This window comes from Photobacterium sp. BZF1, assembly GCF_014349205.1.
Lineage (GTDB): Bacteria > Pseudomonadota > Gammaproteobacteria > Enterobacterales > Vibrionaceae > Photobacterium.
This window is the reverse complement of record NZ_JACSOF010000062.1, coordinates 22,427-35,657: the sequence shown is the minus strand read 5'-3', so window position 1 is coordinate 35,657 and position 13,231 is coordinate 22,427. Positions and strand designations below refer to the sequence as shown.

At 44.8% G+C, this 13,231-nt stretch carries 13 protein-coding genes; 8 read left to right on the top strand and 5 right to left on the bottom strand.

From position 1 onward, the window contains the following. The 3 genes from BIZ37_RS15230 to BIZ37_RS30465 all read right to left on the bottom strand — a co-directional run. Positions 1-554 (bottom strand): MFS transporter (locus BIZ37_RS15230; protein ID WP_187462194.1); only part of this gene is annotated, 554 nt, incomplete at its 3' end. Positions 555-970: 416 nt separating this feature from the next. Continuing rightward, positions 971-1,570, bottom strand: a complete 600-nt coding sequence (gene ribA, locus BIZ37_RS15225) for a GTP cyclohydrolase II (RefSeq protein ID WP_187462193.1) — start codon at positions 1,568-1,570, stop codon at positions 971-973. Positions 1,571-1,879: 309 nt separating this feature from the next. After that, entirely contained in the window at positions 1,880-2,083 is a 204-nt protein-coding gene (locus BIZ37_RS30465) for a hypothetical protein (protein ID WP_255526771.1), read from the bottom strand. Positions 2,084-2,436: 353 nt separating this feature from the next. On the opposite strand from BIZ37_RS30465, the gene BIZ37_RS15215 reads away from it, so the two are divergent. Both BIZ37_RS15215 and BIZ37_RS15210 read left to right on the top strand, forming a co-directional pair. Beyond that, positions 2,437-3,966 (top strand): EAL domain-containing protein, encoded by a 1,530-nt coding sequence (locus tag BIZ37_RS15215; protein WP_187462191.1) that lies wholly within the window; start codon positions 2,437-2,439, stop codon positions 3,964-3,966. 176 nt (positions 3,967-4,142) lie between these two features. Further along, on the top strand, positions 4,143-5,048 hold the full coding sequence (locus BIZ37_RS15210) for a manganese-dependent inorganic pyrophosphatase (protein ID WP_107298390.1): 906 nt from the start codon (positions 4,143-4,145) through the stop codon (positions 5,046-5,048). Between the two features lie 75 nt (positions 5,049-5,123). Here BIZ37_RS15210 and BIZ37_RS15205 read toward each other — a convergent pair whose 3' ends face one another. After that, positions 5,124-6,338 (bottom strand): patatin family protein, encoded by a 1,215-nt coding sequence (locus tag BIZ37_RS15205; protein ID WP_187462190.1) that lies wholly within the window; start codon positions 6,336-6,338, stop codon positions 5,124-5,126. A gap of 100 nt (positions 6,339-6,438) precedes the next feature. Continuing rightward, a complete protein-coding gene (locus tag BIZ37_RS30660) occupies positions 6,439-6,528 on the bottom strand; it encodes a YnhF family membrane protein (RefSeq protein ID WP_107298392.1) in 90 nt (29 codons plus the stop codon). Between the two features lie 139 nt (positions 6,529-6,667). On the opposite strand from BIZ37_RS30660, the gene BIZ37_RS15195 reads away from it, so the two are divergent. The 6 genes from BIZ37_RS15195 (at position 6,668) to panP (ending at position 12,888) form a co-directional block, all read left to right on the top strand. Continuing rightward, entirely contained in the window at positions 6,668-7,261 is a 594-nt protein-coding gene (locus BIZ37_RS15195) for a hypothetical protein (RefSeq protein ID WP_222939692.1), read from the top strand. Positions 7,262-7,664: 403 nt separating this feature from the next. Then, entirely contained in the window at positions 7,665-9,152 is a 1,488-nt protein-coding gene (locus BIZ37_RS15190) for a sodium-dependent transporter (RefSeq protein WP_107298393.1), read from the top strand. Continuing rightward, positions 9,149-9,244: a MetS family NSS transporter small subunit gene (locus tag BIZ37_RS15185; protein WP_107298394.1), complete on the top strand. Its 96-nt coding sequence runs from the start codon at positions 9,149-9,151 to the stop codon at positions 9,242-9,244. Before BIZ37_RS15190 ends, BIZ37_RS15185 begins: the two co-directional genes overlap by 4 nt. 237 nt (positions 9,245-9,481) lie before the next feature. Beyond that, positions 9,482-9,994 (top strand): hypothetical protein, encoded by a 513-nt coding sequence (locus BIZ37_RS15180; RefSeq protein WP_187462189.1) that lies wholly within the window; start codon positions 9,482-9,484, stop codon positions 9,992-9,994. Between the two features lie 161 nt (positions 9,995-10,155). Continuing rightward, positions 10,156-11,151 carry a DUF2860 domain-containing protein gene (locus BIZ37_RS15175; RefSeq protein WP_187462188.1) on the top strand — a complete coding sequence of 332 codons (996 nt, stop codon included), beginning with the start codon at positions 10,156-10,158 and terminating at the stop codon, positions 11,149-11,151. 75 nt (positions 11,152-11,226) lie between these two features. Next, complete coding sequence (gene panP / locus BIZ37_RS15170) at positions 11,227-12,888, top strand: pyridoxal-dependent aspartate 1-decarboxylase PanP (protein WP_187462187.1); 1,662 nt, start codon at positions 11,227-11,229, stop codon at positions 12,886-12,888. The last annotated feature ends 343 nt before the right edge of the window (positions 12,889-13,231 follow it).

Below are 13,231 nucleotides of genomic sequence, written 5' to 3'. Positions count from 1 at the left end.
TCTTTAGGCAGTGTTTCATCAAACTTAAACATCATCGCAATGGTGACTAGCGTCCCGAAGATCAATAGAAACCAGTAGCTTGCCTGCCATTCAAACGTTGAAGAAAGATAACCACCCAGCACAGGCGCGATCAAGGGTGAGAAAATCACCCCCATGCTCACCAAACTGTTAGCGCGATGAAGCTGATCGCCGTCAAAGCAATCACGGGTCACTGTACGACACATCGCCCCGCTACAGCCCGTACCCATCCCTTGGACGAAAGTAGCAACGAGGAACCACTCAAAGCTTGGTGCAAACAGCGCTGCCAATGAGCCCACTAAGAAAATGATCATACCAATAATGATCACTGGCCTACGGCCTACCCTGTCTGACAAAGGACCATAGATAAACTGCGACAAACCATATGGAATCAAATATGCCGCCATCACCGCCTGTAAATATGCCGATTTAACCGAGAAAAAATCCGACATCGCCGGAATAGAAGGCACATACATTGTTTGGGTCATCTGACCCACAGCTGCAAGAATGATTATTAGAAATAACAACCTTGCCATGCTTGAAGAAGTTGATTGCTGTTTCACAGCCAATATCCTCATGACAGAATAATATTTTGGGAAACTGCGCCATCTTTGATGAATTTCATTAACAAACAAAATTTAATGCTGTTTTTGGAGTTAGCGCGGGATATATACTCAAGGAGTTAAGATAAATTAGATTCAACCCCTAATTTGATGATCGGAATCTTATAGCTGAACTCTAATCAAGGCAAGCAGTTAGCAATGCTTGCTGCACGATTGTTTATTATCAATCGCATTAGAAAAAGTAATGAAAAATCGAAGTATTTTACCTGCTGGTTTTCTATCCATTTTTAACTAGCAAGGCTATCACCCCTTCTCGAGTGAATAAAATGCCAAATTTTAAGCAAAAAAAACCCTGCATTAGCAGGGTTTAGAAATCATTGATTTTTAGGTTAATCAAAGTGGAAACGGTGCTTACCGTGGGCCGCTTTGGTTTTTAGGTAATTTTCATTACCATCTTTAAGGTGCGCCTTGGTACCCACGACTTCAGTGATCACAATACCTAGAGCTTCAAGCTCTCGAATCTTTTTCGGATTATTGGTGATCAGGCGAATTTCTTTCAAGCCTAATGCCGTTAGCATATAAGCCGCTTCAGAGAAGTCACGCAGGTCATCACCAAATCCAAGGTGGTTATTCGCTTCATAGGTATTCATGCCCTGGCTTTGTAGCTCATAAGCATCAATCTTGTTATAAAGGCCGATCCCGCGACCTTCTTGGCGCAAATACAGCAGTACCCCGCCCTGCTCACCCATCTTTTCGATGGTCTCATCTAGCTGTTCACCACAATCACAACGAGAAGAATGGAAAACATCACCTGTTAGACATTCAGAATGCATACGCACAAGTGGCGGTATAGAACGCTGATCGGCATTTTGGAAAATGACAGCGACATGTTCTTTGCCAGACTCTAACCCGTTAAATGAAAGCAGTTCAGCAGGAATATCGCTTCTTTGACCGACTTTAAAAGGCACGCGGGCCCTTACTTTAACCATGTTGTTCCTAAGTACTTCTACAGCCAAACCAGTAGCAGCAATCAACTCGATATGAGCCTAACGGTTAAGGCTAGAGGCTTACTGTTTGACTGACTATTCTTTACACAACACCCAGCGGTGGAATACTCGATAGTAAAGCTATCGCTAAGGCATTACTCTTTTACTCGGGTTGATAGCCCACAATGATATCTAAAATTATCGCACTAAAACAGCGCAAAGGCACAGGTTGCTGGTTATCAGAGCAATATTGGCCTCACCCTGCAAGTTATGTTATAACATAACGCAAAATAAGGTAAAACCATAAATTTCTTAAGGATTAGCTCGAGTAAAGCCATAGAAAGCTTTTAGTTTTCGGCTTTGGAAAAGGCTAATCGACATCAAGGTGAAGCACACCACACCGGCCATAATGATAGACATCCGTAACCAGTCGTCCCCCATCATCAAGCGCACATTAACCATATCGTATGTTACCTGCAGCCATTTAAGTCCGACAAGGCCCAAGCTTAATGACATAACATAGGGTATCCATCGATGGCGTATAACCAGCAATAAAGGATAAACGAGTAAAAAAATACAAGGCAGCATGGCACCAAAGCGTAAGAAGTGTGCGGCAAGCAACCAGAAACTCATCACAATAGGGACAATTCGAAAGAACATAATACGCCTCCATTAAGAGGTATTATGTATACACCTTTGATGCCTACTTATAAAGCTATATCTATGCTCTCAATCGGTAAATGATGGCTTAGAAAGCATATAAGCATTTAGGTGCAACTTTTTTCACTCACTCAATACATTCACGCTGTAATATCTAATTGAGTTATGTTTCAATAGCGACCTTTTTGACCGACTCGATACTGATTTAGATGGACAAGACTCTTTGGCTGCGCTGGCGATATCCTATCCTGGTTTTTTTTCTGGGTGCGATAGCTATTGTTTATTCGTCACAACCTATCAGCCTTATATTGTTCAAACATGAAGTTGAGAAACGGCTTGAGAATATCCACCTCTTCTATCAAGAGAGATACCTCAACCTCGGTCAAGAATTAGTTGAACTGGCAAAGGAACTCCGATACACATGTAACCAACATGATATTGCTTTGCTGCGTGATACCATTGAGCAATCATCAGGTATCCAGTTGCTAGAGCTGCAAACCCCTACAGGGGATTGTTCCGTTTATGGTAAGAATGTTCGATTAATTAAAGAGTTCGATAACAGCTCTGCCAGTATCCACCACGAAAACGACTTGTTCAACTACAGTGTCAGCCCTTATCACAACCATCGCCTGAAGGTTCAATATAGGCTTCCTGATGCAAAATTAACCCTGATCACAGAACCGGTACAGAACGTCTTTACCCAAAGTGAAGTTTGCTTTGGCTGCACGGCTATGACACTAGGCCGTGACGGTGAAGAAATCGATGTATTCCCAAGACTCGATACAAAGCAATATACCCATATAGCGAGCAAATATTTCGGGCCAAACTACGCATTCAACGTTTATGCGACGGAAAGTGGCATTACTTACGTTACCGAAAGTGACCTGTTCATCACCCAACTGTTGCTCTTCTTTATGCTGTTATCGGCCTGCCTGATGATCGGGCTGTACCGCACCCCGGAGCGAACCCTAAAAGAGATGATCAGCTATGGCCTGATGAAAAAAGAATTTATCCCCTACTACCAACCCATCGTTGATAGCACAACCGGAGCCATAACGTGTTGTGAAGTGTTGATCCGCTGGCAACGCTCTGACGGTGAGCTAATTTCTCCTAATCAGTTTATCCCAATTGCTGAACACAATGGTCAAATAAAGCTGCTTACCAACTACATCATTGAGCATGTCATCGATCAGTTTGAAGGTGAGCTCATTGCTGACAGTCAATTTTATATCAGTATTAACGTCACCCCGCAGCAGTTGGAAGACGATGAATTTCTCACTACCACAATCAATTTACTCAAGCAAAGAAATGTACCTGCTCACAGACTAGCATTCGAAGTGACAGAGCGGATCCCGTTTAGCGATCTGGCTAAAGCCAGACGCATCATCCAGCACCTGACTGACTTCGGTATCTCCATAAAGCTCGATGATGCCGGAACGGGCTATGGCGGATTTAGTTACCTGCAGAACCTGCCAATTGATACGCTAAAGATCGACAAAATGTTCGTCGATACCATAGGCACCAATGACATAAAGTCTAATATTCTTGACTCCATTATCCTATTTGCTAAGCACGCAGGCTTAAAAATCATTGCCGAAGGTGTGGAAACCAAAGCTCAGGTGGATTATTTGCATCAAAGGGAGATCTACTTGATGCAAGGCTATCATTACGCCAAACCAATGCCGTTCAATGAATTTAAGCAGCATTTACAACAAGATCTGATGATATCGAAGCGCTAAATTAGCTGCGATATTAATCAACCAAACATTTTTTGCGCAACTTCAATTGTTATTTCTGACAGAAACTCTAAAATTGCGCGGTTACATTCCTAAAGCGCCTGCCACTGAGCAGGTCCAGGATAAATTAATTAGTCTTGCTGCTTACTAGCAGTGATTGACGCAGTAAAGGAAACGACATGATTCAAGTAGTTGGTCACAAAAACCCTGATAGCGATAGCATCTGTTCAGCACTTGTTGGTGCTGCTCTTCTTAAAGCTCGTGGCGTTGAAGCTAAAGCTGTTCGTCAAGGTGAAATTAACCGCGAAACTCAGCACATCCTAGCAACTGCAGGCGTAGATCAGCCTGAAATGTGCACTGGCGTTGCTGGTGAGAAAGTTTGGCTTGTTGACTACACTGACTTGGCGCAAGCACCAGACGACATCGCTGAAGCTGAAATCGTAGGTATTGTTGACCACCACCGCCTAGGTGACGTGATGACAGTTAACCCACTTGAAGCATGGATTTGGCCTGTTGGTTGTACTTGTACCATCATGTTCAACCTATTCAAAATGGAAAACGTAGAGATCACTCGCGAATTGGCTACGCTAATGATGTCTGCAATCCTGAGCGATACTGTTGGCTTCGCTTCTCCAACTTGTACTCAAAAAGACAAAGATGCTGTTGCTGAGCTAGCTCCGCTTGCTGGCGTTGAAGATCTTGACCAGTTCATCAAAGATCTTCTGATTGCAAAAACTGACATCCAAGGCCTATCTGCAGCTGAGCTTGTAGAGAAAGACCTAAAAGCTTACCCGTTCAAAGAGCGTAATGTTGTTGTTGGTCAGATCGAGCTTGCTACTCTAGAGCAAGTTGAAGATATGATCGCAGATCTTGAAGCAGATCTTCAGCGTCGTTGTGACGAAGAAGGCCTAGCAATGGCTGCTCTGATGCTTACTGACATCACCACCAGCACTACCCGCCTTCTATACAAAGGTGAGTGGAACGAAGTGCTAGATGCACACGCTAAAGACGGCATGCTAATGATGGAAAACACCCTTAGCCGTAAGAAGCAAGGTTGGCCATGGCTACAGCAAGTACTTGCTTAATCGCCAGTACTTCTGCCAATGAAAAAAGGAACGCATCAGCGTTCCTTTTTTATTACAAGCTCTCTTACAAACCTATTATTTGCTGCGTTTTACTGCTGAAGTTTCATTAAGAATGTCGGCAAAATGCGAGACAAACTCACGGCCAATGAGTTTTCCTTCACGATAATCTATTTCCAAATCATCCTTGCTGCTCAACAATGCCCTGCTCTTGAGGCTTTTTTCCGGCGCGATCTGGATAATCTGCAGGCCTTCCGGCGGTGACAACATAAACTCATGAGCACCTTGGTATGTGGAGTAGTAGCGGTTCAGCATATCGATCACCTCTAGACGCTTGCTATTACCGGTAAGCGCCAAGAACCGCTCGATATTATCAGCCGAAAGTAAACTCCACCCTTTCCCTTTGCTCTCGATTGTCTGCTCACGATCGGATTCTAGTTGCTCTGGCGATGCTAACGGATCTTTATCTCGCCAGTTTGATTTCCAGCTCTCAAACTTCGTCGTCAGTTCACCGTGGAGAGATTTCACTTTATCTAGAGACTGATTAAGGCTCAGGCGCTCAATATACTCAGGCAGTGCCGTTTCTACTTTGCTGCGCCAATCATCGAAGCGGCGACCTTCACTACCCGGCAGCAATACTGGCTCGGTTCTGACGACTATCACCAAATCAGCCCCTCGCTGCCACGCCTCCTTGACGGGAACTGCGGCACTAACGCCACCATCAACCCATTCCAAGTCATCAATATTCACCGGTAAATTATAAATTACGGGTATCGCACACGATGCACGAAGTACTTCGCACCAGTTGTCTTGATACATCGGCATGTAAATATCCTGCAGGGTATCTTTTCGCGTCGCACAAGCTAACGCCGTGCGGTGCTTTAGCACATCACGAGCCTTCAAGACATCAAGCGGAATGGCTCCATGTGACCGGACCTCTTCCAGAGCCCAGTCAAGGTTCATTGATTTCTGTTGGCTCAAATACTTATAGAGGTTGAAAAACTCATTGTCAGTGGTGTAGTTAACAATGAATTCATATCCAAAACGAGGCTGGCGGCTAATAAAGGAGGACAGGTTGAGTGCGCCGGCAGAAGTGCCGATGTAGAGCTCAAAGGGATCAAAGCCACTTTCCAAAAAAGCATCAAAAACGCCAGCTGTAAAAATACCGCGCTGCCCGCCTCCCTGTACAACAAGCGCTATTTTTTTCTGTTTCGCATTCAGTAACTGGCGCGAAAAGTTGTTAATTAAAGGTAAATCGAATGCCTTAAGGCTAAACGGTAAATGGTTTGTCATACCCCTGACTCACAAACTACAAAAATCCATCCCAGCCAGTATACCTTCCTTAGTTTGATAAAACTTAATATCAACGACAAAATTTTGCTATATTAATAACTTACGCAGTAACTGAAACGAGACCAAAGCCCATAATGACAGTCATGGTGATGATTGCTGTTAACACAGCGTACTTAAATTCAGATTCCATAATAATTCCCTACTCCATTTGGGCACTTAACAAACTGTTAACTCTATTTTAGGGAGAGTTCAAGATTCTGGCTAATGAAAAAGCAATAATTTAAGAAAGCTGTCACACTAAACATTATATTTGCGCTATGGATAATGATATGAAAACTGGACATTTGTTTATCATTGCCGCGGGATTAATAACGGCATCGCACTCAGCTACGGCCAACACTATCTATGTCACGCCTTATGTTGGATATACTTTTTCAAATGGCATTACTGATGATAACGGCATCGAAATAGAGCCAGAAAGTGACCCGCATTATGCCATCAGTATTGAAACCGATTTAGACCAAGGCCGTGTCGGCCTGTTTGTCAGCCACCAGCCCACTGACTACGAGACTTTCTCAAACTCCGGCTCACTCACGTACGTACATTTTCAAAGCTCACTACGTTTCGATACGTTTACTCACTTTGATACCTACCTAGGTGCAAGCATTGGTACGACCATTATTGATGCTGACTGGAGCGACAAAGATATGGTGTTCTCTGGGGGCTTTTTAGGTGGTGTTGAGTACAAATTTACACCAAATTTCTCAGTACTGCTTGAAGGGCGTTGGTTGGCCAACCTAATGGATGGTGATACCACAACTATCTGTAACCTGCCTGAAGGTAACCAAACTTGTAGTATCAGAGTCGACTCCGAATGGCTAACCCAATTCCAAACCAATCTTGGCTTTACCTTCTCATTCTAAGTATCTCGGCATCAGTTCGGCATCCCGACATCAGCCTCCACACATTAGCCTCCAGCGCTGATGTGTGGAAAAACTGATTTTCAGCCATTATTCAGAGATTACCGTTAAGTTTGTAAAATAATATTTCCCTCCAAGCATTTTCCATCTCGGCAGTTTTTTTCACCTATTAGCAGAAGATCACAGTTTTCTTGTCTGGAATACAAAGCAAAACCAACAATTAACAACTGGCCAATTGTTAGTTTACAACCTTACTCTCTATTGCTTTACATAATTACTCTAGTTAATCTCGTCCCATCAGCGTGGTCTTACCTTTCAATTCACACGCTAAGTATTGATATTAATTGGAATAATTCTCTGACCAATCCTATTTCTATAGTGATTTGCAGTACATAAGGAGATGTATATGAAACGAGAACAATGGGGCTCTCGCGCAGGGTTTATCCTTGCCGCAGTTGGCTCTGCAATTGGCCTAGGAAACATCTGGCGTTTCCCGTATATGGCTTACGAAAATGGTGGTGGCGCCTTTTTTATCCCTTACCTTTTTGCCATGCTCACCGCCGGTATCCCGTTTATGATCATGGAGTTCAGCCTTGGCCATAAACTACGCGGTGCCGCGCCAAGGGCTTTCTCCAAACTGGGTATGAAGTTCGAATGGCTAGGTTGGTTCCAGGTATTTATCGCAGCCATTATCGCTGTTTACTATGTTGCGATTATCGGCTGGGCAATTTCCTACCTAAGTTACTCATTCACCCAAAGTTGGGGGAGCGACACCAATGGTTTCTTCTTCGGTGAATACCTCAAACTGGGCGACAATACACCGAGTCAGCTAGGCAGCCTGCAAAGCCATATTGCCATTCCGATGGCTATTGCATGGGCGATTACCTTTGCCGCAGTCTTTACTGGCGTCAAAGGCGGTATTGAACGCGCCAGTAAAATCATGATGCCTTTATTATTTATCATGGTGGTTGCACTGATTGGACGCGTAATCTTCCTACCGGGTGCTCTGGATGGCCTGAACTACCTATTCCAGCCAGATTTCAGCAAGATTATGGATGCCAAGGTATGGTCAGCAGCTTATGGTCAGATCTTCTTCACCTTGAGTGTGGGTTTCGCCATCATGATTGCTTACTCAAGCTACCTGCCTGAGAAGTCTGATATCAACAACAACGCTTTCATGACGGTACTAATCAACTGTGGCTTCTCTATCACCGCAGGTGTATTGATTTTCGGCGTGTTGGGATACATGGCTCAAGAGCAGGCCAAACCGATCACAGAAGTTGTTTCGGCAGGTGTGGGCTTGGCATTCGTCACTATCCCGGCCGCTATCAACCTGCTACCGGCTCCGTTTATTCTTGGCCCACTATTCTTCTTGGCGCTGGTTGTTGCAGGCCTTAGCTCGCACATTTCAATTATCGAAGCGGTAACCTCTGCCATCATCGATAAGCTGAAGATCACCCGTAAACTTGCAGCCTCTTTGGTATGCGGCATCGGCTTCATTGTATCCATGGCCTTTGCCACCAATGGCGGCCTACTGTTGCTGGATTTGGTTGACTACTTCATTAACAACGTTGCACTGCTGGCCAGCTGCTTGGTTGAGCTAGTGGTTATTGCATGGCTGCTTAAAGTGTCTGACATCCGTAGCTATGTAAACAGCATCTCGGAATTCAGCATCGGAAAATGGTTTGAAATCTGTATCCGCTTCCTGAGCCCGGCAATGCTAGCGGTTATCCTAGGTACTAACCTTGTGAACACCTTCAATGATGGCTACGGCGGTTATGAAGCCTCTGATCTACTGATGCTAGGTTGGGGTCTGGTTGCAGCAATGTTTGTTGTTGCCGTTATCATCAATGTTTCGTCAAAACCACAGCTTCAGCAGGAGGCAAAACTATGACCACTGGTGCGATTATTATGATGCTTTTCGGCTTGGGCATTACATGGGGTGGCGCAGCGTACTGCATCTCTGTGGCAATGAAGAAGCAATAGGTAAAGACTAAGTAATCAAAAAGGAGGCATTTCGCCTCCTTTTTTTGTTCCGAGGAAGCAGTAAATATGTTAACAATGATGCATTCCCATAAAGAATTCTTTTCCTTATGGCAATCAGATAGCTACAATCGGATGTCATATGATGGCAAATGAAAAACAACAGCTTAAAAATAGAGCAAGCTATCAGATCAGATTTATCTGTTGAGCCCAACGAAAATAAAGAATCAAGGATTTGAAATGAAGTTAGCAGCATTAGTACTCTCAGCGGCACTCATCCCCTCTGTCACTTTGGCTTCTTCATCCAGTTGCGAAAGTGATAAATACCACCAATACATTGACGCTTCGCTCAACTGGTATGAAAACCTCGTCGAACTGGCTGTAGAGAAAGAGCCTAATCTCAAAGAAGTGGGCGATTGGTTTCTAGAAGGACGTAAACACCATTTCGAACTCAGTCGCGATGCCTTCGATTGGTACCTGGCCAACGACAAAGAAAAGCTCGCCCTATCCCTACCTGTTGAGTCTTGGCTAAATCTCACTCAGCAGGATGTCAAAGCCCTATCAGAGCAAGACTCAGAATTAGGCAAAGCGGCAAAATTGGCTTTTGATGACCGCCAAAGTAAACCACACCCGCAAAACTACGCATTACGAAGTGCTTTTGCTGAACTGTTAACCCATCCGGGCAACATTGAAAAACCACTCAATGCCTATAACGAAAAAATGGCTGCGATTGCTGAAATGGAATGTAAGTAATCACACTAATAGTGGCTCAATATAAATTTTATATAAATTGGGCTACTTTCTTATTTTTTTCAATTGCATACCTCAATTGATTCATAGAAGATTAACGGTTTTTTGCTACAGTCAATCCACCCTTTTTCGCCATGAATCCCTTTGATTAGGAAGGACCCAAGATGACAAAACGGTACGCTAACGCATTATGCATTCTTCTCCCAGCGGCTTGTTTATCCACACAAGCACTAGCCAACCAGCCACAGCCTTGGTCTGCCGGTTTCAATGCTGATATCTCTGTGTTAGCAGGCTACACCCAAAGCACCTCTCCCTTTAACACGGATGGGAGCAGTACCATATCTGACTTTGGCAAAGCAGAGAGTGAGAGCAATTTTCTGGTTGCCCCTCTGGGCACCATCAGTTACACCACCCAAGATTTGAATAACCAAATCTATTTCGGTACCAGCCGTTCCGATCTAGCGTTTGGCCGCTTCCACCTTGAACTGGGCTACAAGCGCAAGTTAGAAGATAACAGTACGCTGGTCTTCAGTTACGTTCCCGGCCTTATTTCAAGTGAAACCTGGCAAGACCCGTATTTGCTTGACCAACCCCGTGCAAAAACAGACAGCAAAATAAAAGGGCTACGTTTCCAATACAACCAGATCTTGGGAAGCAACTTTTCTCTTGAGCTATCCGGTGGTAATCAAGATATCGATGATGAGAAAAGTGGACAGGCTGACTACTCCCCTGAGGAGCAAAAATTACTCGACCGCCAGTCAGACATATACTTTGCCGAACTAACCCACTTCCAACCATTAAGCCGCACGCAATTTTTACGTACTGCGCTTAACTATACCCGTAATAGCGCAGAGGGTGATGCAATGGCCAGCGACGCTTACGGCGCAGAGATTGGTATCGTTCAGGCAATCAACAAAGCTAGCTTTGCCCTAACCTTCAGCTATACCTATGCTGACTTCGATGAACAAAACCCTGTTTTCACCCGTACCCAACAAGATGACCGCTGGGGCGTGTTCCTAGCATCGCAATACAACGAGCCAATGGGCTGGGAAAACTGGAATTTAGTCTCGCTTGTAGGCTATAACCAAAGTAACTCTAACATCAGTTTTTATGATGAAGAAAGCTTCCTATTCACAGTGGGTATGAACTACCGTTTCTAATTTTTTTCGACAGCGGCGGCAAATTGCATTAAATTAGCTGCAATTTGCCGAAAAAGTTACAAGTTATTAATCGTTATGGCAGTAGTGGATAACAAAAAAGCCGATGCAACCCAAGAGTCGCTGCATCGCATTTTTACAGTGCCGGAAGCACCCGAGTCGACCCTAGGGCGAATCGAAAAAGAGATTTCAGAGAACCTCAATGCGTTCTTACAAACGCATATTGCTGCCCGCGAAAAGCCTTTGGCAGAAATCGAGAAGGACTTCTTGTCCGCCGATATTCCCGAGGCTCCGAGCTTTGTTTCTGATCATACCCATTTCCTTTTGGACAAGCTGGTCGCACAGTCCGTGCATACCTCTGCACCGACGTTTATCGGTCATATGACATCAGCCCTACCCTACTTCTTGATGCCGCTGTCCAAGATCATGATAGGTTTGAACCAGAACCTAGTTAAGATCGAGACTTCCAAAGCGTTTACACCGTTGGAACGCCAAGTATTAGGCATGCTGCATAACCTGATTTACAGCGAGGAAGATGCCTTCTACCAACAGTGGATGCACAGTGCCAACCACTCCCTTGGGGCATTTTGCTCTGGCGGTACGATTGCAAACATCACCGCCCTTTGGGTGGCGCGAAATAGCGCCCTCAAGCCGGATGGTGACTTTAGAGGTGTCGCGCAGGAAGGCCTGTTCAAAGCCATGAAGCATTATGGCTATGAAGATTTGGTTGTGCTGGTTTCCGAACGAGGTCATTACTCGCTTAAGAAAGCCGCAGATGTCTTGGGGCTTGGTAGGGATTGCCTGATCCCTGTCAAAACCGACAGCCAGAACCGTGTTCGGGTTGATGAAATGCGCAGCAAGCTTGAAGAGCTCAAGCAAAACAATATCAAAGCCTTTGCCATTGTTGGCGTAGCCGGCACAACGGAAACCGGTAATATTGACCCTCTTGAGGAGTTGGCTGATTTGGCTCAGGAATATGACTGCCATTTCCATGTCGATGCGGCTTGGGGTGGTGCGACGCTGATGTCCAACACTTATCGCCCACTGCTAAAAGGGATCGAGCGTGCTGACTCTGTCACCATTGATGCCCATAAGCAGCTATATGTGCCAATGGGTGCCGGTATGGTCATCTTCAAAAACCCAGCCCTGATGACGGCTATCGAGCACCATGCTGAGTATATTCTGCGTAAAGGCTCCAAAGACCTTGGTAGCCATACTCTGGAAGGCTCACGAAGCGGTATGGCGATGCTGTTATATGCCAGCCTTAATATCATTAGCCGCCCAGGCTATGAAATGCTGATCAACACCAGTATCGAAAAGGCCAAGTACTTTGCCTCTTTGATTGATCAAAATCCAGATTTTGAGCTGATTTCAGAGCCTGAACTGTGCTTGCTGACCTATCGCTATGCGCCTGCTCGTACGCAAGAAGCCCTACGCCTTGCCGATCCGGCTCAACGTGAAGAGTTGTTGGCTGCCCTTGATGATATGACCAAATTCATCCAGAAGCGCCAGCGTGAGTCTGGTAAATCGTTTGTATCTCGTACCCGTATTACGCCAGAGGCATGGGACCGCAGGCTAACTACCGTTTTCCGGGTAGTACTTGCCAACCCTCTAACCACAGAGCAGATCCTCAAAGATGTACTGGATGAGCAAAAAGACATAGCCAAGCAGAGCTTGATCAGCTTCCCTAAAATCAACATGCTCACCGAGAGTATTCTCAATCAGCAAGTCGCACTCTGAATGCACTCGCAACGAAAAATGTATGATTGGAAAGCCTGGCGAAAGTCAGGCTTTTTTACTTCAATGACCCCTTCTAGCAGTAAATGCCTTAATAGCCGATTTCATATTTCTTCACAGCCTGCCTCAAAAGCCACCAGCCGCCACAAAATAATTTATACCAAGCACTTAACTGCTTGAACAAACACCACTACAAAGCTTAAATACTAACCAAACAGTCATTTCATCTAGTACCAACGACCAATCTAGAGCTTTGATTCACATACAAACAAACCCAAAACGCGCAACCAAATATTAACTTTTAGCCATTAAATATAAAATAACAGGTGAATGTCTTATTATTGAG

Excerpts from the sequence above, each read along its gene's own strand:
- BIZ37_RS30660 (WP_107298392.1), bottom strand. The coding sequence starts at position 6,528 with ATGGAATCTGAATTTAAGTACGCTGTGTTAACAGCAATCATCACCATG.
- BIZ37_RS30465 (WP_255526771.1), bottom strand. The coding sequence starts at position 2,083 with ATGTCATTAAGCTTGGGCCTTGTCGGACTTAAATGGCTGCAGGTAACA.
- BIZ37_RS15205 (WP_187462190.1), bottom strand. The coding sequence starts at position 6,338 with ATGACAAACCATTTACCGTTTAGCCTTAAGGCATTCGATTTACCTTTA.
- BIZ37_RS15180 (WP_187462189.1), top strand. The coding sequence starts at position 9,482 with ATGAAGTTAGCAGCATTAGTACTCTCAGCGGCACTCATCCCCTCTGTC.
- BIZ37_RS15215 (WP_187462191.1), top strand. The coding sequence starts at position 2,437 with ATGGACAAGACTCTTTGGCTGCGCTGGCGATATCCTATCCTGGTTTTT.
- BIZ37_RS15185 (WP_107298394.1), top strand. The coding sequence starts at position 9,149 with ATGACCACTGGTGCGATTATTATGATGCTTTTCGGCTTGGGCATTACA.
- BIZ37_RS15210 (WP_107298390.1), top strand. The coding sequence starts at position 4,143 with ATGATTCAAGTAGTTGGTCACAAAAACCCTGATAGCGATAGCATCTGT.
- BIZ37_RS15190 (WP_107298393.1), top strand. The coding sequence starts at position 7,665 with ATGAAACGAGAACAATGGGGCTCTCGCGCAGGGTTTATCCTTGCCGCA.
- BIZ37_RS15195 (WP_222939692.1), top strand. The coding sequence starts at position 6,668 with ATGAAAACTGGACATTTGTTTATCATTGCCGCGGGATTAATAACGGCA.
- BIZ37_RS15175 (WP_187462188.1), top strand. The coding sequence starts at position 10,156 with ATGACAAAACGGTACGCTAACGCATTATGCATTCTTCTCCCAGCGGCT.
- panP (WP_187462187.1), top strand. The coding sequence starts at position 11,227 with ATGGCAGTAGTGGATAACAAAAAAGCCGATGCAACCCAAGAGTCGCTG.
- ribA (WP_187462193.1), bottom strand. The coding sequence starts at position 1,570 with ATGGTTAAAGTAAGGGCCCGCGTGCCTTTTAAAGTCGGTCAAAGAAGC.